The organism is Pseudomonas sp. St290, from assembly GCF_018325805.1.
GTDB classification, from domain to species: Bacteria; Pseudomonadota; Gammaproteobacteria; order Pseudomonadales; family Pseudomonadaceae; genus Aquipseudomonas; species Aquipseudomonas bijieensis.
Genome location: NZ_AP014703.1, coordinates 2,825,233 through 2,847,018, shown reverse-complemented (window position 1 = coordinate 2,847,018; position 21,786 = coordinate 2,825,233). Strand labels below are relative to the sequence as shown.

The 21,786-nt window shown below is 62.6% G+C and carries 20 protein-coding genes; 15 read left to right on the top strand and 5 right to left on the bottom strand.

Annotated features, from left to right (window positions below; all coding sequences use genetic code 11):
• Window positions 1–18: 18 nt before the first annotated feature.
• Both tssK and PBDP_RS12590 read right to left on the bottom strand, forming a co-directional pair.
• Window positions 19–1,350: a type VI secretion system baseplate subunit TssK gene (tssK, locus tag PBDP_RS12595; RefSeq protein ID WP_212802320.1), complete on the bottom strand. Its 1,332-nt coding sequence runs from the start codon at window positions 1,348–1,350 to the stop codon at window positions 19–21.
• A gap of 52 nt (window positions 1,351–1,402) precedes the next feature.
• Window positions 1,403–1,867, bottom strand: a complete 465-nt coding sequence (locus PBDP_RS12590; protein WP_109756010.1) for a type VI secretion protein — start codon at window positions 1,865–1,867, stop codon at window positions 1,403–1,405.
• A gap of 224 nt (window positions 1,868–2,091) precedes the next feature.
• Between PBDP_RS12590 and tssB the strand changes: the two genes are divergently transcribed.
• From tssB to PBDP_RS12535, 11 genes are all read left to right on the top strand, one after another.
• On the top strand, window positions 2,092–2,652 hold the full coding sequence (tssB, locus tag PBDP_RS12585; protein WP_212802319.1) for a type VI secretion system contractile sheath small subunit: 561 nt from the start codon (window positions 2,092–2,094) through the stop codon (window positions 2,650–2,652).
• Between the two features lie 30 nt (window positions 2,653–2,682).
• Window positions 2,683–4,164, top strand: a complete 1,482-nt coding sequence (tssC, locus tag PBDP_RS12580; protein ID WP_109756007.1) for a type VI secretion system contractile sheath large subunit — start codon at window positions 2,683–2,685, stop codon at window positions 4,162–4,164.
• Window positions 4,165–4,393: 229 nt separating this feature from the next.
• Window positions 4,394–4,891 (top strand): Hcp family type VI secretion system effector, encoded by a 498-nt coding sequence (locus PBDP_RS12575; protein ID WP_109756006.1) that lies wholly within the window; start codon window positions 4,394–4,396, stop codon window positions 4,889–4,891.
• A 13-nt stretch (window positions 4,892–4,904) separates the two neighbouring features.
• On the top strand, window positions 4,905–5,348 hold the full coding sequence (tssE, locus tag PBDP_RS12570) for a type VI secretion system baseplate subunit TssE (protein ID WP_109756005.1): 444 nt from the start codon (window positions 4,905–4,907) through the stop codon (window positions 5,346–5,348).
• Window positions 5,332–7,122 carry a type VI secretion system baseplate subunit TssF gene (gene tssF, locus PBDP_RS12565; RefSeq protein WP_212802318.1) on the top strand — a complete coding sequence of 597 codons (1,791 nt, stop codon included), beginning with the start codon at window positions 5,332–5,334 and terminating at the stop codon, window positions 7,120–7,122. The genes tssE and tssF overlap by 17 nt, the downstream gene beginning before the upstream one ends.
• Window positions 7,086–8,111 carry a type VI secretion system baseplate subunit TssG gene (gene tssG, locus PBDP_RS12560; RefSeq protein WP_109756003.1) on the top strand — a complete coding sequence of 342 codons (1,026 nt, stop codon included), beginning with the start codon at window positions 7,086–7,088 and terminating at the stop codon, window positions 8,109–8,111. The genes tssF and tssG overlap by 37 nt, the downstream gene beginning before the upstream one ends.
• A gap of 1 nt (window position 8,112) precedes the next feature.
• Entirely contained in the window at window positions 8,113–10,656 is a 2,544-nt protein-coding gene (tssH, locus tag PBDP_RS12555; RefSeq protein ID WP_212802317.1) for a type VI secretion system ATPase TssH, read from the top strand.
• A 41-nt stretch (window positions 10,657–10,697) separates the two neighbouring features.
• Complete coding sequence (locus PBDP_RS12550) at window positions 10,698–11,339, top strand: hypothetical protein (RefSeq protein WP_146206887.1); 642 nt, start codon at window positions 10,698–10,700, stop codon at window positions 11,337–11,339.
• Between the two features lie 72 nt (window positions 11,340–11,411).
• A complete protein-coding gene (locus PBDP_RS12545) occupies window positions 11,412–11,993 on the top strand; it encodes a hypothetical protein (RefSeq protein ID WP_109756000.1) in 582 nt (193 codons plus the stop codon).
• 32 nt (window positions 11,994–12,025) lie between these two features.
• A complete protein-coding gene (locus PBDP_RS12540; protein ID WP_116832159.1) occupies window positions 12,026–14,035 on the top strand; it encodes a type VI secretion system Vgr family protein in 2,010 nt (669 codons plus the stop codon).
• A gap of 13 nt (window positions 14,036–14,048) precedes the next feature.
• Complete coding sequence (locus PBDP_RS12535) at window positions 14,049–14,591, top strand: toxin-antitoxin system YwqK family antitoxin (RefSeq protein ID WP_109755998.1); 543 nt, start codon at window positions 14,049–14,051, stop codon at window positions 14,589–14,591.
• Window positions 14,592–14,739: 148 nt separating this feature from the next.
• Here the strand turns inward: PBDP_RS12535 and PBDP_RS12530 are convergent, their stop codons facing one another.
• On the bottom strand, window positions 14,740–15,135 hold the full coding sequence (locus tag PBDP_RS12530; RefSeq protein ID WP_212802316.1) for a DUF4280 domain-containing protein: 396 nt from the start codon (window positions 15,133–15,135) through the stop codon (window positions 14,740–14,742).
• Between the two features lie 186 nt (window positions 15,136–15,321).
• Here PBDP_RS12530 and PBDP_RS12525 point away from each other — a divergent pair, with 186 nt between their 5' ends.
• From PBDP_RS12525 to PBDP_RS12515, 3 genes are all read left to right on the top strand, one after another.
• Window positions 15,322–16,389, top strand: coding sequence for a phosphotransferase family protein (locus PBDP_RS12525; protein WP_116832157.1), 1,068 nt, complete (start codon window positions 15,322–15,324; stop codon window positions 16,387–16,389).
• Between the two features lie 24 nt (window positions 16,390–16,413).
• Window positions 16,414–17,181, top strand: coding sequence for an SDR family oxidoreductase (locus PBDP_RS12520; RefSeq protein WP_003180553.1), 768 nt, complete (start codon window positions 16,414–16,416; stop codon window positions 17,179–17,181).
• Window positions 17,182–17,396: 215 nt separating this feature from the next.
• The gene (locus PBDP_RS12515) at window positions 17,397–18,512 is read left to right on the top strand and encodes a Gfo/Idh/MocA family protein (protein ID WP_212802315.1); all 1,116 of its coding nucleotides are present in this window, start codon (window positions 17,397–17,399) and stop codon (window positions 18,510–18,512) included.
• Window positions 18,513–18,557: 45 nt separating this feature from the next.
• Here PBDP_RS12515 and PBDP_RS12510 read toward each other — a convergent pair whose 3' ends face one another.
• Window positions 18,558–20,006 (bottom strand): FAD/NAD(P)-binding protein, encoded by a 1,449-nt coding sequence (locus tag PBDP_RS12510; RefSeq protein ID WP_212802314.1) that lies wholly within the window; start codon window positions 20,004–20,006, stop codon window positions 18,558–18,560.
• Window positions 20,007–20,021: 15 nt separating this feature from the next.
• Entirely contained in the window at window positions 20,022–20,585 is a 564-nt protein-coding gene (locus PBDP_RS12505; RefSeq protein WP_212802313.1) for a helix-turn-helix domain-containing protein, read from the bottom strand.
• On the opposite strand from PBDP_RS12505, the gene PBDP_RS12500 reads away from it, so the two are divergent.
• Window positions 20,580–21,605, top strand: coding sequence for a DMT family transporter (locus tag PBDP_RS12500; protein ID WP_109755992.1), 1,026 nt, complete (start codon window positions 20,580–20,582; stop codon window positions 21,603–21,605). The genes PBDP_RS12505 and PBDP_RS12500 overlap by 6 nt on opposite strands.
• Window positions 21,606–21,786 lie beyond the last annotated feature (181 nt).

Sequence of the window (21,786 nt, the reverse complement as noted above, 5' to 3'; positions counted from 1 at the left end):
ACGACTCCCCTTTTGCGATCAGGCACCTTCACCGGCTTGCGCCACGAACAACACCACTTGCCACGGGCTGCTGGCCTGGGCCGACGCCGGCGCCACGATGTGCAACGGCAACTGCCCGTCGAACCATTGCCCGCTGGCGGCCACCACGAACAACCGGGTGTCATCGCCCACGCTGTAGGCCACCTGTTCGTTGCGACTCATGGCCTGATGGGGCAAGCCACTCATGCGCTGGCGGCTCAACAACGGCACGTGCGGCGCGGACGCGATGATCGCCCCACGCAGCCACTCGGCTGCGGCCTGCTCACTGGCCCCGTTGGGCATGCGCAAACCGATCACCAGGCGTTGGTTCGGCTGATCGTCGGGCAACTGGATCGAGAACACCTGCTCATTGCGCTCGAAGGCCAGGCTGCGATAGCCGGCGCGAACCAGCTCCAGGGTATCTTCCAACCAGTCGAGCAGCGGCTCGTAGCCGCGCTGCAATTCCAGAAAATCCAGGGGTGCGAAGGCCGGCACGCCCGCCAGTGGATCGAGGGCCGACCAAGCACCGGCCAACCCCAGCAGCAAGCCATAGAGCGATTGCGGGGTCGCCACCCGGGTGTTCAGTGCGCCTTCGATTTCCGGCAACCGCGCCCACAACGCGGTCAATTGCCGGCGGATTTCCATGGCATCGTCCTGGTTCCCGGCGGCCTGGGCCTGACGCAGCCGACCGGCGAGAAACAGGCACTTTTCCCGGGCCCGGGCACACAGCCCGGCGACGCGCCGACCGAGTTCCGACTCTGGCAGCAGCACGGGCGTGGGCGGCGTATAGGGCACCCGCAAAAAGCCACCACCCTCCTTGCGAATACGCAACAGCGGCAGGCAGATCGAATCGGCTTTGCTCAGTTGCGTGCACAGCCGTGGGTTCGGACGCCAGACAGTGATCGATTCAGGAAATTCGCCACTGGTGAGATCCGGCAACGCCTCGCCGACCACCGATTGCAACCGGCCCTTGAGCGGCAGCAATTGCCCGGCACGCCAGAGCGGGCTGATGGCCAGGTAGACGGTCACGGTGGCGTCGTCGGTCTTGTTGACCGCCTCGCCGATGTCCAGCTCCAGGGTCGGCCCGACGCCGGCCTGCAGGTTGACCGGCAAGCCATCCGGCAAGGTGCCTTGCAGTTGCAACAGTCGTACCTGGCCGGCGCTGAGAGCCGAAGGGTCGACTTCCAATTGGCTGACACCCCAGAACCAGGGATTGCAGGCTCCGGCGAAATGCGCGGCCAAGGCCTCGGCACGCAGCCCTTGTAATTGAAAATGCTGGGGCAGTAACTGCATGCCCTCATGCCAACACACCGCGTCAGGTAACAGACCCATACGACTCCCTTCGACATCCCAATGTCGCCGCCCGTGGCGGCCCGCGGTTTACTCAAGGCTGACTGTCACCCTGCTGGCCGTCATTCACGAGGGTCATCTCGCGACTGTCGAACTTCAGCCAGGCCTTGTGCTGATCGTCCAGCCGAAGCCGGTGGGCTCCGGGAGTGTTATAGCTGGCGAAGACCAAAAGTCCAGCGGCGCGCCGGCCCTCCAGCGGGAAGGGTTGGCGATCGATGAATTGCCCTGGAACCAGCTCCAGCCCCCATACCGACATGAGTTGACGATAGTCGCGCTGGAACTGTTCGCGCTCGGCGAACCACTGGCTGGCGGTGATACCCGATAGCTGCTTGAGCAGGTCCGGGTCGTTCACGGCGATGAAATCCACCGCGATCGGCGTGTCGTCATTGGCACGGGGCGCGACGTCCAGGGTCAGGCTGTCCAGGTCGACACTGGGGGCAAAAAGCGAGCACCCGGTGAGCGCCAGGCTCAAAAAAAATCCGCAAAAAAAACCACGCAAAATGAATCTTCCTTTTCTCGGCGGTCAAAAATTGTTTTTGCTTGCTTTTTTATAGACCTGTTCTAGCGTCTTGGATAGTTCGACCCACAGGGTTGAATGGACCAGGTTCGTCAAGGGAATGACAGGTTTTCTGCCGCCCATTTGCAACCTGCGGATCAGCAAGGGAATGCGATGAGCGGGCCTCCCGATGCATTGCTCCCCCACATGCATCGGAGTCGGCCGCCATGGCAGAAAGTACCCAGCACAAGCTCGACAGAGTCCGTCCTCCCCGCGTCCAGATCACCTATGACGTGGAAATCGGCAACGCCATTGAGAAAAAAGAATTGCCACTGGTGGTCGGCATTCTGGCCGACCTTTCGGGCAAGCCACTGGAGCCGCTGCCCAAGCTCAACGAGCGGCGCTTCACGGAAATCGATCGGGATAATTTCAACGAGGTACTCGCTTCCATCTCCCCCCGCGCCACGCTCCAGGTGAACAACACCCTCAGCGGCGACGACAGCAAGCTCAACATCGAACTCAACTTCCGTCACATCGATGACTTCGACCCGGTCAAGGTCGTGGAGCAGGTCACGCCGCTGCGCCGGCTGTTCGAAGCTCGTCAACGCCTGCGGGACCTGTTGACCAAGCTCGATGGCAACGACGACCTCGACAAGCTGCTGCGCGACGTGATCGCCAACACCGAAGGCCTGCAAGAGATCAAGTCGGCGCGGCCCCAGGATACGCCGCAAGAGCTGCCGACGGTGGCCGCCAACGATGACCCGGCCCCGACCGAACCACAGGCCTGATCGTGCTCATCATTCAAGGGAGATAAAGCCATGCCCGCTTCATCCAGCGCTCAAACCAGCGAGAGCACGACCCAGACCCTGTCCCTGCTCGACAAGATCATCGCCGAAGGCCGCATGGCCCACGACGACAGCCAGCAGGACTACGCCCGCGACATGCTCGCTGAATTTGCTACCCAGGTCCTCGACGAAGGCATGGCCATCGACAAGGACACCGTGGCGATGATCAACGACCGCATTAGCCAGATCGATCAGTTGATCAGCGCCCAGCTCAACGAAGTGCTGCACCACCCCGACCTGCAAAAACTCGAGGCCTCCTGGCGCGGCCTGCACCTGCTGGTGCAAAACACCGAAACCAGCACCCGGCTCAAATTGCGCCTGCTCAACGTCACCCAGAAAGAACTGCAGAACGACCTGGAAAAAGCCGTCGAATTCGACCAGAGCGCGCTGTTCAAGAAAATCTACGAGGAAGAATACGGCACCTTCGGCGGACATCCGTTCAGCCTGCTGGTGGGCGACTACACCTTTGGCCGCCACCCCCAGGACATCGGCCTGCTGGAAAAACTGTCGAACGTCGCCGCGGCGGCGCACGCACCGTTCATTGCCGCCGCCAGCCCGCGCTTGTTCGACATGACCAGCTTCACCGAACTGGCGATACCCAGGGATCTGTCGAAGATTTTCGAGAGCCAGGAACTGATCAAATGGCGCGCCTTCCGTGAAAGCGAAGACTCGCGCTACGTATCCCTGGTGCTGCCACATTTCCTGCTGCGCCTGCCCTATGGTCCGGACACCTTGCCGGTGGAGGGCATCAACTACGTCGAAGACGTCAACGGTACCGACCACAGCAAATACCTGTGGGGCAACGCCGCTTGGGCGCTATCGCAACGCATCACCGAAGCCTTCGCCAAATATGGCTGGTGCGCGGCGATTCGCGGGGCCGAGGGCGGCGGCGCGGTCGAAGGCCTGCCCGCCCATACCTTCCGTACCAGTTCCGGGGACCTGTCGCTCAAGTGCCCGACCGAAGTGGCGATCACCGACCGCCGCGAAAAAGAACTCAACGACCTGGGCTTCATCGCCCTGTGCCACAAGAAAAACAGCGATGTGGCGGTGTTCTTCGGCGGCCAGACCACCAACAAGGCCAAGCTCTACAACACCAACGAGGCCAACGCCAACGCGCGGATCTCGGCGATGTTGCCGTATGTCCTCGCGGCCTCGCGTTTCGCCCATTACCTGAAGGTGATCATGCGCGACAAGGTCGGCAGCTTCATGACCCGCGATAACGTGCAGACCTACCTCAACAACTGGATCGCCGACTACGTGCTGATCAACGACAACGCGCCGCAAGAGATCAAGGCGCAATACCCGTTGCGCGAAGCGCGAGTGGACGTGACGGAAGTGGCAGGCAAACCGGGGGCCTACAAGGCCACGGTATTCCTGCGGCCGCACTTCCAGCTTGAGGAACTGACCGCCTCGATCCGCCTGGTGGCGACCCTGCCGCCACCAGTGGCTGCCTGATCAATAAAAACCCATGGCGAGAGGGCTTGTTGTGGCGAGGGGATTTATCCCCGTTGGGGCGCGAAGCGGCCCTGAATACCAGCAACCCGGTGTGTCAGGCAGATTGAGCTGACTGCTCAGGGCTGCTGCGCAGCCCAACGGGGATAAATCCCCTCGCCACAGGTTCGGCGTTCGTCTTTAACGGATCGGTATCGGGTAACACCCCACTCGACTTCAGGAGTTCCACACAATGGATGCAATCATTCTCGACCTCGGCGGCGACATCAAGGGCGACAGCCTGCTGGAGGGTTTCACGGACAAGATCGAGGTCATGTCCTACAGCCACAACGTGGCGATGCAGGTCACCAATGACGTCAGCAACTCGGAGCGCACCTCCGGCCGGCCCCACATCGGCGAGTTCACCCTGACCAAATTCATCGACAGCTCCACCCCTTCCCTCAACGAGTATTGCTGCGCCGGCAAGCCGATCCCACAAGCTGTCATCACCATTGGCCGCAACGCCGCCGAGGGCAGCGGCAAACTCATGCCGTTCATCATCTACACCCTGACCAACGTGGTGCTGTCCAACGTCAGCGTCAGCGGCGGCACCGGCGGTAAACCGGTGGAAACCCTGTCGCTGAACTTCACCAAGATCAAATGGGAGCTCACCGCGCAGAAAGACGACGGCACCAAGGAAGGCACGGCGGGCACGACCTGGGACCTGGCCGCCAACAAAATGACCAAGTAAGGAAGCGCCGCCCATGGCTGGCTTCGGGCTACGCCCGCCCCTGTTCGAACGCCTGGCCAGCCAGGCGGATGATACCCCTCGGGCGTTCGACCGACAGGCGTTGCAAGACTCGGTTCATGCCGAATTGTCGCGCCTGTTCAACACCCGGCGCGGCCCGCGGGCGCTGACCGAACCACCGAGCATCCTCGACTACGGCATCGCCGACTGGACTGCGCTGCAACAGCAGCGCAGCGATGACAGGCGTCAACTGACCCGGGAAATCCGCCAGGCCATCACCCATTTCGAACCTCGCCTGCGCCTGGGCGAGGTCGAGGTCTGCCCGGTGCCGGGCCATCCGCAGCAATTGTGCATACGGCTGTCGGGCGAGCTGCGCGGCGACCTGCACGCCTGGCCCGTGGCATTTGTCATCGAGCACGCCGGCGACGGCCTTGAGGTACGACATGAGCGACTCGATTGACCCGCAACTGCTGGACTATTACCAGCGCGAACTGACCTGGTTGCGGCATGCCGGGAGCCTGTTCGCCGAGCGTTACCCAAAAGTCGCCCGGCGCCTGGAACTGTCTCCTGACGAATGCCCCGACCCGCACGTGGAGCGCCTGCTGGAAGGTTTTGCGCTACTGGCCGCGCGCTTGCAACGCCGGCTCGATGACGACTACGCCGAATTCAGCGACGCCCTGCTCGAACAACTGTACCCATTGGCCATGCGCCCCTTGCCGTCGTGCGCCATCGTGCAGTTCGAACCCGACCCGAGCAAAGGCAATTTGAACGAGGGCTACCCGCTGCCCCGCGACACACCGTTGTTCGTCACCACGGACAAGGGCCAGAGCATTCATTTTCGCACCACCGCCGCCGTGCATTTGTGGCCGGTGGAAGTCAGCGAGGCGTTGTTGCTGGGCAGCGACGAGGCCCAGGCGCTGACTGGGGTGGTCCAGGCCCGCTCGGCCTTGCGCCTGGAGCTGCGGTGCCTGGGCGAAAGCCAGTGGTCGACGCTGGGAATCGACTCGCTGCGGGTGCACCTGGCGGCATCACCGATCATCAACGCCGTCCTGTACGACCTGCTTGGCGCCCATGCCATCAAGGTCCTGGCCGGCGCTCCGGGTAGCGTGCCGGAACCACTGGCCGGCTTGCCGCAGATCGTCGGCTTCGCCAGCGACCAGGTCTTGCTGCCGGACGAGGATGGCGTACATCCAGGCATGCGCCTGTTGGCCGAGTATTTTGCCTTCCCGGATAAATTCGGTTTCTTCGACCTGCCACTGGCCGGCGCCATCAGCGACAGCCCGTCCCTGTACCTGTACATCGTTTTCGACCGCCCTCCCCCCAGCCGCTTGCCAATCCAGGCCAGCGACATCGCCCTGGGCTGCACGCCGGTGATCAATCTGTTTCCCCGGACTTCCGAGCCACTGCGCCCGGATGGCACCCGCAGCGAGTACCGGCTGGTGGCCGACAGTCATCGGGAAAACAGCGTCGAGATCCACAGCATCCGTGGCATGCGCGCCATGTCCAGCCAGGGCGTGCGCAAGGTACCGGCCTACTATGGTAGCCAGCATGGCAGCGACCAGTCCCTTTACTGGCATGCGCGCCGGGTCAGCGGCATGAGCCCGAACCGACTGGGCAGCGACTTGATGGTGAGCCTGGTGGACACCCAGTTCGACCCGCAAGCCGACACACGCGACTACAGCCTCACCGCCGAACTGCTGTGCACCAACCGTCACCTGGCCCAAAGCCTTCCGGCTGGCACGCCGCTGGGTTTCGAGCGACCGGGGCCGGTGGCCTGGGCCCGCTTGCGCAACCCACCCAGCCCACAGAGCCTGCCACGCCTGGACGGTGAGTCGCGCTGGCGGCTGGTGTCGCAATTGACCCTCAACCATTTGTCACTGGTCGAAGGCCCCCAAGCACTGGATGCACTGCGCGAGATTCTGCAATTGCACAACCTGCGGGATGAAGCCAGCGCCCATCGTCAGATCGAAGGGGTATTGGGTTTGGGCTGCGACCGGGTCATCGCCCATGTCGGCGAAGACGCCTGGCGCGGCTGGCGCAATGGGCTGGAGGTGCGCCTGCAGTTGGATCCGCAACACTTTGTCGGCAGCAGCGCCGTACTGTTCTCCGGGGTACTGGCGCAGTTCTTTTCCCTTTACGCCACCGCCAATCGCTTTGTGCGCACCGTGCTGGTCCAGTCCGACAAGGAGGTGAAGACATGGCAACCCCAAGCCGGCAAGCCCCTGGTGCTCTGAACCTGAGCCAGCGCCTGCGGCGCGACCCGCAACGCTTCGAATGGCTCCAGGCCTTGCTGTTGCTCGAACGTGAACATCCCCAGGCCGAACCCCTGGGCAGCGGCACCGCGCCCCATGCCGAGGCGTTGCGTCTGCGCGGGCCATTGACGCCGTTGTTCGCCGCCAGTGAAGTACAAAGCCTGGGCCAGGAACCGGGCCTGCCGCCAACCCTGACCACGCCGATCTTCGGCCTCGGTGGCCCGGACGGCCCGCTGCCCTACGCCTACCAGGAATGGCTGCAACAACGGGCACGGGCGAAAGATCATGCCCCGGCGGAATTCCTCGACCTGTTCCAGCATCGACTGCTCAGCCTGCTTTACAAGGTGATGCGCAAGCATCGCATCGCCCTGGGTTTCACGGCCCCCGGCGCATCCGCCGTACACGCGCAACTACGGGCGTTGACCGGCCTGCTGCCCAAGGCCTTGCAGGAGCGCCAGGCCGCACCCGACTCGGCGGTACTGGCCTGCACCGCGCTGTATGCCGATGGCCGGCGCTCACTGGCCGGGTTCGCGGCGATTGTCCGTGAGCAGTTCGCGCTACCGGTGGAACTGAGCGCCTACGAAGGTGGCTGGCGTGAAATCCCCCCGGCCAGTCGCAGCCGCTTGCAGCCAGGCGGTCGCAACCTGTGTCTGGGCCGCAACGCGGTGGCCGGCACCCGCGTCTGGGACGAGCATGCCGGCGTGCGTCTGACCCTTGGCCCGCTGAGCACGACCCAGGCCAGCGGATTGCTGCCCAACGGCGAGACTCATCCGCTACTCGCCAGCCTTTACGCCCTGTATTTCGGCCCCGACCTGGATTGCACCCTGGTGCTGCTGATCCGTGGCGCCGGCCCCCTGCAACTGGAGCGCCAGGCAGCGCCACGGCTGAACTGGAACGGTGGCCTGCAGCGCCAACCGAGCCTGGCCGTGCAACGGATCGAAACCCGCCTTCGTCAGCCGGAGATCGCCTGAAATGGAACTGGCCAGCCTGATCGGACGGCTCAACCCGGACAACCGTCGCGCCCTGGAACGGGCCGCGCAACGTTGCATGCAACGCAGCCATCATTACGTGGAAATCGAACACCTGCTGCTGGAGTTACTCGACATCGAGGGTGGCGACTTCGCCTGTCTGCTGCCGCGCTTCGGCCTGGAGCGTGATGCGGTGGCGGCGGAAACCAACAAGGCCCTGGACCTGTTCAAATCCGGCAGCACCCGTACACCCGCCCTGTCGGCACAAACCATTGGCCTGCTGGAAGACGCCGTGGTCGAGGCCAGCGTACTGGGCCTGGACAGCATCCGCTCCGGGCTGTTGCTGCTGGCGCTGCTGGACCGCGATGAGCGTCGCAGCCTGCTGCTCAACAGCGCCTCGTCGCTACTGCGTATTCCTCGGGACGCCCTGCGCGCCCATCTATTGGAATGGACCGAAAGCTCCCGCGAGCACGTCGGTGGCGTGCGCCCGGCCAAACCCGGCGAGGCACCACAGAAACAGGACCCGGTCCTCGACCAGTACACCCAGGACCTGACCGCCGACGCCCGGGCCGGACGCATCGACCCCATCGTCGGCCGCGACGGCGAGATCCGCCAGTGCATCGATATACTGCTGCGCCGTCGGCAAAACAACCCGATCCTGGTGGGCGCGCCGGGCGTGGGCAAGACCGCCGTGGTGGAAGGCCTGGCCCTGCGCATCGCCGCCGGGGATGTGCCGCCGTCGTTGCAGGAGGTCACCCTGCGCGTACTGGACCTGGGCCTGTTGCAGGCCGGCGCGGGTGTCAAAGGCGAGTTCGAACAACGCCTCAAAGGCGTGATCGACGCAGTCCGCAGCGCCGAAAAACCCATCATCCTGTTCATCGACGAAGCCCACACCCTGATCGGTGCCGGTGGTGCGGAAGGCGGCAGCGACGCGGCCAACCTGCTCAAACCGGCCCTGGCCCGGGGCGAACTGCGCACCCTGGCCGCCACTACGTGGCTGGAGTACAAAAAATACTTCGAGAAAGACCCGGCCCTCGCGCGCCGCTTCCAACTGGTGCAAGTCGAGGAACCGGACGAGCTCACCGCAGTGGAAATGCTCCGTGGCGTGGCGAGCAAACTGGAACAGCACCACGGCGTGCAGGTGCTGGACGCGGCCATCCACGAGGCGGTGAAACTGTCCCACCGCTACATCTCCGGGCGCCAGTTGCCGGACAAAGCCATCAGCGTGCTCGACACCGCCTGCGCCCGGGTCGCCCTCGGCCAGCACGACGTGCCGCCGCCCCTGGAAAGCCTGCGCCACCGGCAGAACAGCCTCAAGGATGAAGTCGAACGCCTGCGCCGGGAACAGGCCACCGGGCTGGATCACCGCGAACGCATCACGCTGCTCGAAGGTGAATCGACCAGCAATGTGCAAGCCATCCGCGAGCTGGAAACCCGTTGGGGCGAAGAGCGTGAAGCGGTGCGCGAACTGCTCGACACTCGGCGCGAATTGCTCGCCCTGAGCGAACGCGCCGACAGCGAAAACCCCGACACCGAGATCGATAATCGCATCGATCATCTGGCCGCCGAGCTGCTGCGCCTGGAAGCCGGCCTCGATGCCATTCGCCAGGACGATCCGTTGGTGCCGGAACAGGTGGACGGCAAGACAGTCGCCGCCGTGATCGCCGGTTGGACCGGCATTCCGGTGGGCAAGATGCTCGCCGACGAAGCCCACGCCGTGCGCACCCTCGGCCAGCGCATGGGCCAGCGGGTCATGGGCCAGGGCACCGCGCTGAACACCATCGCCCAACGCCTGCAAGCCTACCGCGCTGGCCTCACCGACCCGCAGAAACCGGTCGGCGTGTTCCTGCTGGTGGGCCCCACTGGCGTGGGCAAGACCGAAACCGCCTATGCCCTGGCCGACGCTTTGTATGGCGGCGAACGCAACCTGATCAGCATCAACCTCTCGGAATATCAGGAAGCCCACACCGTCAGCCAACTCAAGGGCGCCCCGCCCGGCTACGTCGGCTATGGCAGCGGTGGCGTACTCACCGAAGCGGTGCGGCGCAAACCCTATTCGGTGGTGCTGCTGGATGAAATCGAAAAGGCCCACCCGGACGTGCTCGAAGCGTTCTACAACGTCTTCGACAAAGGCCTGATGGAAGACGGCACTGGCCTGGTGGTGGACTTCAAGAACACCGTGATGCTCGCCACCAGCAACATCGGCGCCGAACTGCTGCTGGACACACCGGCCGCGCAACTGGGCACCGACGCCTTCAATGAAGCCTTGCACAAGGTCCTGCTGCAAGCGTTTCGCCCAGCGTTCCTGGCGCGCATGACGGTGGTGGCGTATCGACCGCTGGATGAAGCGACGCTGGAGGGGATTGTCCTGGCGAAGCTGGAAAAACTGCGTGGGCGCTACAAGGCTGCGACCGGTAAGCAATTCGAGTTCGATGCCGGAATCGTCAAGGCGGTACTGGCCAAGTGCAGCGCGGCGGGCGCCAGGGATGTCGAGAATGTGCTGATGACGCAGGTAACGGGAAAGTTGGCGGAGTGGGTGTTGGAATGATGCTGCATGCCAAAAATTAACAGAGGCGACGGGAGCAGAGCGTGGGTAAATTCCTTTTTGGTGGTTCATCGGGTCAGACAAAAAAGCTGGAGCCGCGCTGGACAGACAATACCGTTCATAATGAAGTAAAAAAACTGGTTACCAACGGAGAATTTGTCGAGACGGAAGATCTCAGCACGTTTGCTTCCGACGATGGCTGGAGGACAACGGTCATGATTGATCTGGTTTCGCGACTCAATCCAATATCAGGTGGAAAATACTATCCGGGACATGCGGGCTTGATACTTTGGCATACCTCAGGGCCTATTCCACAGTTTTACTCAGTCGGAATTTTGATGGAGGGCGAACTGGATCCTGAGGGCGTATTGACGACAGAGCTAAGCACATCGAAAACGCTGGACTTGTGGTTCTTCACAAAAAAAGTCAGCAAAACAAATATCGATAAAATGATCAACAGGATCACGACTCTTTCTTCAAAGAAACTGAAATATAAAGAGTTTGATGGAAATCGCTATAACAACTCTTACAACTGCCACACCATAGTCGACGACATCTTGAATGCGGGAGGCCTGTCAGGCTGGACCGGACGACCTTGGAGCTGGCTTACGCCTTGGGCGTACAGCTTATCCTTCGGCGTCACCGGTTGGCATTCGAGTGTCATGTTCAACACAAAAAACCTTTGAATCATCAGCCCCCGCGGCTGGGGGTGCGCTTGGCCTCGGATCTCTGAAAGGGCTGTTCGAAAGGAGATTTTCATGACGGAAGTGCATAAAGTGGGTCGTTACTCTGGCGGCAATATTGCAATGACTGGGGCAAACCCTTTATATGCCTCATGGCTGGCGGCCAATCAGGCTACTAACGGCGGCACCATTCCCGACTTGGCCAGTATCTGTCACGAATCCTCCTCCAATCGCCGGGCCCTGGCTGGTTCGGGAGCATCCCATGGAACCTGCTTCGCGCTAATCGAACATTTCGATGCCGCTCGAGGTCTGCTGATCTACAAGTTCGGCGATAGCGCGTTGAAACTGGACTTGCTTGGAAACTACACCACGACAACCAAAAAAGTAGTCACGACACTGCGCGGGCACGCGGAAATCAGCGCGTTGGTCCAGGCGATAAATAGCGTCACGCTTCCCGACGGTGATTACAGTAATTTCGTTACCCGCATTTATATCGAACTGAGTCCCTGTCAGCTCTGTGGTCCGCAATTGGCGCCCTATATCGGAAATTCGGTGTTGATGTACAGCTACACCTATGGAAACGATAGCGAGATGGGCGGATGGGTCAGTGATAACCAGGCAGCGATCCATTCAAAAGGTGGAACATTCAAATGGTAAGCGTGACCTCAACTTTTATCTGAGGATATTCGATGCCCCGCTCTACCGACAGCAACACCACTCTCTCCCTCACCGCCACATCCCTGTCGGCGTTGTACCCGGATTCACTGTCCGGCGAAGAACGCCTCAACGCCCTGGGTTCGCACATCCTCAACGGCATCAACGACGGCACCTCGCTGGACCTCACCACGGCCGTCGCCAGCCACGTGACCACCACGCTGCACAAGGACGCCTTGCTGCGTCCGCTGGATTGGCTGGTGGCTGAAATCCGCCAGCTCCCCGCCGACGCCACCGCCGAACGCTACCAACTAATGCTCCGTCCGTGGCTCTGGTGGCTGAGCCTTGCCAGCAACAACCGCGTGTTCCAGAACCTCGCCACCTCGGACATCGTCACCACGATTTTCAAGGCCCATGGTTTCACCGACTTCCAGCTCAAACTCACCGGTAGCTACACCCCGCGCGAATATTGCGTGCAATACGGCGAAACTGATCTGGCCTTCGTCTCGCGCCTGATGGAAGAGGACGGGATCTTCTGGTTCTTCACCCATGAAGACGGCACACACACGCTGGTGCTGGCCGACAGCAACGACGCTTTCGCGCCCATTCCCAATGGACCGACGGTGAATTATCTCGGGCAGAAACTGGGTGAGCGGGAACTGCATGGCATCCGCAGCGGGCAAGTGTGCCTGCAAGCGGTGAGCGGGGTTTACCAGGCCACCGATTACGAATTCACTACGCCGACGACATCGCTATACAGCCAGGCCGAAGCCGTGGCCGGACCAAGCTCGATGTACGAACATCCGGGCGGCTATACCGCCAAGGCCCAGGGCGATGCCCTGACCAAGTTGCGGGTGGACGGTCTGCGCAGCCAGGAGAAGCGTTTTGTCGGCGAAAGCGACTGCCGCTGGCTGGTGCCGGGATATTGGTTCACCCTCGCCGGCCACGAAGACACGACGCTGAATATCGATTGGGTGGTGACCTCGGTCAGCCACGAAGCCAGCCACGACAGCTATCGCAATCGCTTCGAAGCGATCCCCAAGGCCACGGTTTATCGACCGGCCCGCATCACGCCAAAACCACGCATGCACACCCAGACGGCACTGGTGGTGGGCAAGGCCGGCGAAGAGATCTGGACCGATGAATACGGCCGGATCAAGTTGCAGTTCCCCTGGGACCGCACCGGCAAGAACGACGAAACCTCATCCTGCTGGGTACGGGTGGTGTTGCCCTGGAGCGGCAAGGGCTTCGGCATGCAGTTCGTACCGCGGATCGGCCAGGAGGTCATCGTCACGTTCATCGACGGCGATCCCGACCGTCCGCTGGTGACCGGTTGCGTCTACAACGGCGACAACGCCCTGCCCTATGCGTTGCCTGCGAACCAGACCCAGTCCGGGATCAAGACCAATTCGTCCAAGGGCGGCGGTGGTTTCAACGAGTTGCGTTTCGAAGACAAGAAGGACGCCGAGGAGGTGTTTCTCCAGGCCCAGAAAGACTTCAACATCAACGTGCTCAACGACACCACCGCCACGGTCGGCCATGACGAAACCCTCACGGTGCAGAACGCCCGCACCCGCACGGTCAAGGACGGCGACGAAACCGTTACCCTGGAAAAAGGCAAACGTAGCGTGACCATCCAGACCGGCAGCGACAGCCTCGACGTGAAAGACACCCGCACCGTCACCGTCGGCTCGGACCAGAACCACAGCACCGGCGGCAACTACACGCACAAGGTCACCGGCAACTACGACCTGACGGTGGACGGCAACCTGACCATCAAGGTCAGCGGCACCCTGACCCTGCAAAGCGGCGGCAGTTTCGCGATCAAGAGCGGCGCCGACCTGGCGGCCCAGGCCAGCACCTCCATCAGCCAGAAGGCTGGCACGGCCCTGAGCAACCAGGCCGGCACGTCGTTGGAAAACAAGGCCGGCACCACCCTGACCAACGACGCTGGTATCAGCCTGGTGAACAAGGCCGCCGCCGAACAGACCGTGGATGGCGGCGGCATGCTGACGATCAAGGGTGGCTTGGTGAAGGTCAACTGACAGGAGCGCTCCAATGGCCTCGAAAAAACTCGACGTGGAGCGTGGCGACAGCCAACTGAGCGGGCAGTTGGTCGACGGCCGGCTCGACGGCTCGCTGCAGATTGAAGAGGCTCAGCGCCCCCAGGCAAAACTCAACTACAGCCAGGGTGAACTGCACGGTACCAGTACCCTGTATCACCCGAATGGAAGGGTCTCGGCGGTATTGCCGTTCGTGAAAGGTAAATTGCAGGGTGTAGCGAGCTTTTACGCCGCCGAAGGCGGGTTGCAGCGCCAGGCCACGTATCGCAATGGGTTACTGCACGGCGAGGCCAACAACTACTTCCCCGACGGGCAACTGGCCGAGGCCGAATTCTATCGCGACGGCGTACGCGACGGCCGCTATCGGCGCCTGCATCCCAACGGCAACCCGGCGGTCGAGGCCCGCTACCTCAACGGCCAACTGCTGGAACCGGCCCACGCCTACGCCGAAGACGGCCGACCGCTGGATGCCGAGGGCAAACCGATCTCCCGGGTGCGCTGGTGGTTCAGGCGCTGGAATGACCCGGCGCAGGCATAACTATTGTCTTCCCCTTTCCCCCCTGTGGGAGCGAGCCTGCTCGCGATGACGGCTTCACAGTCAATATCACCACCAACTGACCCACCGCAATCGCGAGCAGGCTCGCTCCCACAGGGGGATCGTCCATACCTTTTGGGGGGCGCACCCATCAGGGAATAAGCATCTGCACCTGCCCCGGCACGACGATCTTGATCACCCCGGCCCAGGTGCACATCAGGGTACTGTTGGCGTCGATGGCCGGCATGTTACCCAACAACAAGGTCGGTGCGCCGCCGGGGATCCATGGGGTCGCCGTGGCGGGAATGCACGGCATGGGGGTCAGCACACCCAATGCCGCAGCGGTCGCGGCAGCCACGGTCGGGTTGGCCAGGCTCTGGCACATGCCGAACGTGGTGATGTTCACCAGCGGGATGTGATCCATGATGTTCGCCGCCGACATCCCGCCGGTCAGCAGGCGATTGACCGGCAGTACATTGAGCACCGCCGGGGCGACGCCGAAGCTGCATTGCAAGGTTGCGGTGCCACACACTTGCGGGCATCCCATCGTGATTGCTCCCTGAAAGCGACAGACCCCGTAAACCATAGCTCGCCCATCGCCCGCGTGCATCAGGCCCGCTGATTATCCTGCAACACGCTAACCTATAAGACCCTGGCGTGCTTGTGACGCCTCCCACGCGCCATTAGATTAGCCAATGATCGATGGCCTCCAAAATAAGCAGAAGGGATAAGCATGGCGTTTACTGATCAGTCCACCCGCGTGCGCGACGGTGAAGAACTCGATGCCAACCTGATCGACCCGTACCTCAAGGCCCACATTCCAGGCCTTACCGGCATGCCGCGGATCAGCCAGTTTCCCGGTGGCGCGTCGAACCTGACCTACCTGCTGGAATACCCCGAGCAGGAATTCGTCCTGCGCCGGCCGCCATTCGGCCACAAGGCCAAGTCCGCCCACGACATGGGCCGTGAGTTTCGCATCCTCAATCAATTGCGCGAAGGCTTCCCGTACTGCCCCAAAGCCTACGTGCACTGCACCGACGAGTCGGTGATGGGCGCCGAGTTCTATGTAATGGAACGGGTCAAGGGCATCATCCTGCGCTCCGACCTGCCGCCGGAACTGGGTTTCGACGCCGCCCGCACCGAAGCGCTGTGCAAGAGCTTCATCGACCGACTCGTCGAACTGCACCGGGTCGACTACAACGCCTGCGGCCTGGCCGACCTGGGCAAGCCCGAAGGTTATGTGGCCCGGCAGATCCGTGGCTGGAGCGACCGCTACGAAAAAGCCCTGACCCCCGATGCGCCAAAGTGGGAAGCGGTCAAGGCCTGGCTCAACGACAAGATGCCCGCCGACCATCCGACGTCGAGCATCGTCCACAACGACTATCGCTTCGACAACGTCATCCTCGACCCGGAAAACCCGATGCAGATCATTGGCGTGCTGGACTGGGAACTGACCACCATTGGCGATCCGTTGATGGACTTGGGCAACAGCCTCGCCTACTGGATCGAAGCCGACGACCCGGCGCCGGTGCAGTTGATGCGTCGCCAGCCCAGTCACGCCCCGGGCATGCTGACCCGCCGCGAGTTCGTCGATTACTACGCCGAGCGCGCCGGGATTCGCATCGACAACTTCGACTTCTACTACACCTACGGCCTGTTCCGCCTGGCCGGGATCGTCCAGCAGATCTACTACCGCTTCTTCCACGGCCAAACCCAGGACAAACGTTTCGCGCAGTTCGTTCAGATGAACAAGCTGCTGGAGCAGATGAGCCTGCAGGTCATCGGCAAATCCACGCTTTGAGCGCACCTATAACAAGGAAACAGCATGTCCAAGACTCAGTTGTTCGACCTCGACGGTAAAATCGCTTTCGTTTCCGGCGCCAGCCGTGGCATCGGCGAAGCCATCGCCAAACTGCTGGCCCAGCAAGGCGCCCACGTGATCGTGTCCAGCCGCAAGCTCGACGGTTGCCAGCATGTCGCCGACGCGATCATCGCCGCCGGCGGCAAGGCCACTGCCATCGCCTGCCACATCGGGGAAATGGAGCAGATCAGCCAGGTGTTCGCTGGCATCCGCGAGCAGTTCGGGCGCCTGGACATCCTGGTCAACAACGCCGCCACCAACCCGCAATTCTGCAATGTGCTGGACACCGATCTGGGGGCGTTCCAGAAAACCGTCGACGTGAACATTCGCGGCTATTTCTTCATGTCGGTGGAAGCCGGCAAGCTGATGCGCGAGAACGGTGGCGGCAGCATCATCAACGTGGCCTCGATCAACGGCATCTCGCCAGGGATTTTCCAGGGCATCTATTCAGTGACCAAGGCCGCCGTGATCAACATGACCAAGGTCTTCGCCAAGGAATGCGCGCAGTTCGGCATCCGCTGCAACGCCCTGCTGCCAGGCCTGACCGACACCAAGTTCGCCTCGGCGCTGGTGAAGAACGATGCGATCCTGAAAACCGCCCTGGCTCAAATCCCCCTCAAGCGCGTGGCCGACCCGAGCGAAATGGCCGGCGCAGTGTTGTACCTGGCCAGTGATGCGTCGAGCTACACCACGGGTGTGGCGTTGAATGTGGATGGGGGTTTCCTCTCCTGATATCGACATTCATCCTGTGGGAGCGGGCTTGCTCGCGAATGCGTCGGATCAGTTAATACAGTTATGACTGACTCATCGCATTCGCGAGCAAGCCCGCTCCCACAGAGGATCTTCAGTGATTGCAGAAATGAATATTTATTCCAAGATTTGCAATTAGAGAATATTTATTCCATAAATAGCCCTCCTGAAAACAACAATTCAAAGGGCTCTTTCTCATGCGTGAACTCGGCATCGGTCTGATTGGCACCGGCTTCATGGGCCGTGCCCATGCCTTGGCTTTCCACAATGCAAAGGCGGTCTTTAACCTCCCCCTGAACCTGACACTGGCGGCCCTGGCCGACGCCGACCCGCAGCGCGCCCGGCAATGCGCCCAAAGCTGGGGGTTTGCGACGGCCCACAGTGACTGGCAGCAACTGATCGACGACCCGAAGGTCAACCTGATCGCCATCACCACACCCAACCACCTGCACTTCCCCATGGCCATGGCGGCGCTGGCAGCGGGCAAGCCGGTCTATTGTGAGAAGCCCCTGGCGGTGTCCCTGGAGCAGGCCGAGCAGATGCAGCAGGCGGCCAAGGCCGCCGGCGTGGTGACGCGGGTCGGCTACAACTATCAGCACAACCCGATCATCCAACTGGCGCGAGACATGATCCAGCGCGGGGAACTGGGGCAGATCATCAGTTTCCAGGGCGAATTCAGCGAAGACTTCATGGCCGACCCGACCTCGCCATGGTCATGGCGCTGCGAAGCCGCCCACGCCGGTGGCGCACTGGCCGACCTGGGCAGTCATTTGCTGGCCATGGCCCGGTACCTGTTGGGCGATGTCGAAGCGGTGTGCGCCGACAGCCAGACCGTGCACAGCCAGCGCCCCGCCAGCGCCAGCAATGCCGAACAACGCGCCATCGCGGTGGACGACCAGGTCCACGCCCTGCTGCGTTTCACCAACGGCGCCCGAGGCACGGTGAGCAGCAGTTGGCTCAAGCATGGCTACAAGAACCACCTGAGCTTCGAGATCAGCGGCACCCTCGGCACGCTGGCGTTCGATCAGGAACGGCTCAATGAACTGCGCCTGTGCCGCGTCGGTCAGGCAGGTTTCCAGCGGCTGCTGGCTGGTCCGGATTTACCGGGGTATGCCGCGTTCAGTCCGGCGGCCGGGCATCAGTTGGGGTACAACGAATTGAAGACGCTGGAGGTGCAGGAACTGGTCATGGCCCTCGCAGACCAGGGTGGCAGCGGCACCGACTTTGCAGAAGCCTGGGAAGTGGAGCGGCTGGCGGCGGCGATTCGTGTGGCGGCGCGGGAGCAGCGGTGGGTGAAAATCAGCGAGCTGTGACCGCTCTTTTGCCGCACCTTGTAACCCTCGCCACAGGAGAGCTGTTCAGTTTCGATGTTGGGTTTGCAATTCAGCCAAGCGCGCGGCCAGCGCCTTGGCCTGGCTCGCCACGTCGGTCACCGCGGTGCTTTCCCACCACATCCCGCGCAACGGCGGCCCCATGGCGAACAGGCGCTCGGCGGGCTCGCCTTGGGCGTCCAGCACCGTCCCGTCAGGCCGGGCGGCGATACCCAGGGCCAATGGGCCCGGCTGGATCAGGCCTCGGGCCAACAACTGCTGCGGCAACGGTCGCGCCACCCGGCGCCAGTCATATTCGATACCACTGGAATTGATCAGCGCCGCGCCCTGCACCACCGTCAGCCCAACCTCACCCCGCCGACGGATGTGAATAGCCTGCGCCCCCTCGGCAGTGGAAGCCAAGCCCTTGAACGACGCCGCGTGGATCCGCAACCGCCCTTCTTCGTGCAGACGGGCCACCAGTTCGGCGCTCAACGGTGGCGAACGATGGTGATGGCTCTCCCACCAGGGCCGTACATGCCGGACGAACTGCCGGCGCTGCACATCGCTGGCCTGGTTCCACAATCGCCCGATGTGCGCGCGCACCGTATCCAGCGGCGCCTGCCAGTCGATGCCTTGGGCCTGGGCTTGACGGCATTGCTCGCGCAGGGCTCGCATCAGTTGGCGTGGCGAACGCAGGCTGTGATCCTCGGCGAGGAAATCCACCCAGGCCGGCGGTTGGCGGCGTACATGGGGCAGCAGGCCGTGGCGGGAAAACACTTCGATCGGGCCACGATGGCCGGCCTGTTCCAGCGACACGACGGCATCGACCATGGTCAGCCCCGAGCCGATGATCAGCACTGTGGACTGCGGATCAAGCTGACGCATCGCCGTCACATCCCAAGGGTCCAGGGCCGCCGCGTTCAAGCCGCTGGATTGGGTTTGCGGGGTCCGCGCCGCGGGGAACATGCCGGTGGCCAGCACGGCGAAACGGCCACGCAGGACCTGGCCGTCACCCAGCGTCAGCACCACGGCATCGTCGACAAGCCGCAGGTCAACAGCCTCCCCGCGCACATGTTCAGCCGTCGAACCATTTTGTGCGCCCAACTCGCGAGCCTCGGCCAGGCGTTGCTGCACATAGAGGCCGAATATCCCTCGGGGTGGGAACAACTCGCTGATCGGCACGTGCTGCTGATCCGACTCGGGCCAGCCGCCGGCCTCGATGAACGCGGTGAGCCATTGGGTCAGGTCATCGGCGTTGTCCGGGTCGACACTCATCCGTGCCGCGTTGCCGTTCAAGGTATGGCCCAACTCCACGGCGCTGTAGGCCTCGCCCCGGCCCAGCTCACTGCGTGGCTCGACGATCAGCACCTCGCGTCGGCCCGGCAGGCGCAACAACTGCGCCGCCAGCATGGCGCCACTCAGGCCGCCGCCGATGATCAGGATGTCCGCCTCGCGGGTGATGCCACGCTCATGTCGATCCAGCGCTGTGTCCATACCGCTCTCCAGGAATCAAATCACCACATTGCGTACGAATCTCGCCGCCACCGGGCCATCGTTGCGATAGGCATGGGGCTGGTTGCTGGCGAACATGAAAAACTCACCGGCGCCAATCCGGCGCTCGTCGCTGCCCAGCAGCAAGGTCAGGCAGCCCTCGAAGACATAGAGCTGTTCGCTCCAGCCGTCGGCGTCGGGTTCGGAAGAGTAATGCTCGCCGGGCTCCAGGCGCCATTCCCAGAGTTCGACCTCACGGCTGGCGGTGGCCTTGGCGAGCAATACGGCTTTGCTGCCAGCGATGGTACCGGCCCAGGCCAATTCGTTGATGCGACTCGGGTCGCGCGCATCGGGGGCCTGGATCAAGTCACTGAAGGCCACGTCGAGGGCTTCGGCGACACGGTCAAGGGTGGTCAGGCTGACATTCTTTTCGCCGGCCTCAATGGCCACCAGCATGCGCCGGCTGACCCCGGACAATTCCGCCAGCGCGGTCTGGCTGAGCTGTGCGGCGTGCCGCAGGCGGCGGACGTTCTGGCTGACGTGTTGCAGGACGGATGCCCGCTGAGCGCTTTCTTTGTGCACTATATTGCTCATCTGCTGGGGTTGCGCATTATACTGCCCACCTTCTTCGGGCGCATTGTGCGTCCGCCTCAAGTGGCGCGCAAGGTCATGGCATCGGTGAACTCTCCTCAAGCTTCCTCCCGTTTCTCAAGGTTCAGCAAGGCCGAATGCGTGCTGGTGCTGATCACCATGATCTGGGGCGGGACGTTCCTGTTGGTGCAGCATGCCATGACCGTCAGCGGACCGATGTTTTTCGTCGGCCTGCGCTTTGCCGCCGCAGCCGCATTCGTTGCGCTGTTCTCCTGGCGCCACCTGCGCGACTTGACCCTGTTCGAACTCAAGGCCGGCTGTTTCATCGGCGTGGCGATCATGCTCGGCTACGGTTTGCAGACCGTCGGCCTACAGACCATTCCCAGCAGCCAATCGGCCTTCATCACCGCGCTGTACGTGCCATTCGTGCCTTTGTTGCAATGGCTGGTGCTGGGCCGTCGCCCTGGCCTGATGCCCAGCATCGGCATCATGCTGGCGTTCACCGGGCTGATGCTGGTGTCAGGTCCGGCGGGCGCGTCGCTGAATTTCAGCGCTGGCGAAATCGCCACGCTGATCAGCGCCATCGCGATTGCCGCCGAGATCATCCTGATCAGCGCCTATGCCGGCCAGGTCGATGTGCGCCGGGTGACCGTGGTGCAACTGGCAAGCACGGCGGTGCTGGCATTCCTGATGGTGGTGCCGACCCAGGAAACCATCCCGGATTTCTCCTGGCTGCTGTTGGTCAGTGCCGTGGGCCTGGGGGCCGCCAGCGCAGCGATCCAGGTGGCGATGAACTGGGCGCAGAAAAGTGTCTCGCCCACCCGCGCCACGCTGATCTATGCCGGCGAGCCGGTGTGGGCCGGCATTGCCGGGCGCCTGGCCGGTGAGCGGCTGCCAGCGATCGCGTTGTTCGGCGCGGCGCTGATCGTGGCGGCGGTGATTGTCAGTGAGTTAAAGACTCGGAGCAAAGATGTCGTCGAGGTGGATGAAGCACTCGAACGCGAGCAGTGAGGCCGGTCACCTGCAATGGTGATTGACCCTGTGGCGAGGGAGCTTGCTCCCGCTGGAGCGCGCAGCGGTCTTAAATCAGTTGACTCGATCTTCCTGGCACACCGAGTCGGCTGGTTTGGGGGGCTGCTGCGCAGCCCAGCGGGAGCAAGCTCCCTCGCCACGGGTGATGCGCATGGCGCGC

Coding starts and splice junctions, on each gene's coding strand:
- tssK (WP_212802320.1), bottom strand. CDS start 1,350: ATGGGTCTGTTACCTGACGCGGTGTGTTGGCATGAGGGCATGCAGTTA.
- tssB (WP_212802319.1), top strand. CDS start 2,092: ATGGCAGAAAGTACCCAGCACAAGCTCGACAGAGTCCGTCCTCCCCGC.
- tssC (WP_109756007.1), top strand. CDS start 2,683: ATGCCCGCTTCATCCAGCGCTCAAACCAGCGAGAGCACGACCCAGACC.
- PBDP_RS12575 (WP_109756006.1), top strand. CDS start 4,394: ATGGATGCAATCATTCTCGACCTCGGCGGCGACATCAAGGGCGACAGC.
- tssE (WP_109756005.1), top strand. CDS start 4,905: ATGGCTGGCTTCGGGCTACGCCCGCCCCTGTTCGAACGCCTGGCCAGC.
- tssF (WP_212802318.1), top strand. CDS start 5,332: ATGAGCGACTCGATTGACCCGCAACTGCTGGACTATTACCAGCGCGAA.
- tssG (WP_109756003.1), top strand. CDS start 7,086: ATGGCAACCCCAAGCCGGCAAGCCCCTGGTGCTCTGAACCTGAGCCAG.
- tssH (WP_212802317.1), top strand. CDS start 8,113: ATGGAACTGGCCAGCCTGATCGGACGGCTCAACCCGGACAACCGTCGC.
- PBDP_RS12545 (WP_109756000.1), top strand. CDS start 11,412: ATGACGGAAGTGCATAAAGTGGGTCGTTACTCTGGCGGCAATATTGCA.
- PBDP_RS12540 (WP_116832159.1), top strand. CDS start 12,026: ATGCCCCGCTCTACCGACAGCAACACCACTCTCTCCCTCACCGCCACA.
- PBDP_RS12535 (WP_109755998.1), top strand. CDS start 14,049: ATGGCCTCGAAAAAACTCGACGTGGAGCGTGGCGACAGCCAACTGAGC.
- PBDP_RS12530 (WP_212802316.1), bottom strand. CDS start 15,135: ATGGGATGCCCGCAAGTGTGTGGCACCGCAACCTTGCAATGCAGCTTC.
- PBDP_RS12525 (WP_116832157.1), top strand. CDS start 15,322: ATGGCGTTTACTGATCAGTCCACCCGCGTGCGCGACGGTGAAGAACTC.
- PBDP_RS12520 (WP_003180553.1), top strand. CDS start 16,414: ATGTCCAAGACTCAGTTGTTCGACCTCGACGGTAAAATCGCTTTCGTT.
- PBDP_RS12515 (WP_212802315.1), top strand. CDS start 17,397: ATGCGTGAACTCGGCATCGGTCTGATTGGCACCGGCTTCATGGGCCGT.
- PBDP_RS12510 (WP_212802314.1), bottom strand. CDS start 20,006: ATGGACACAGCGCTGGATCGACATGAGCGTGGCATCACCCGCGAGGCG.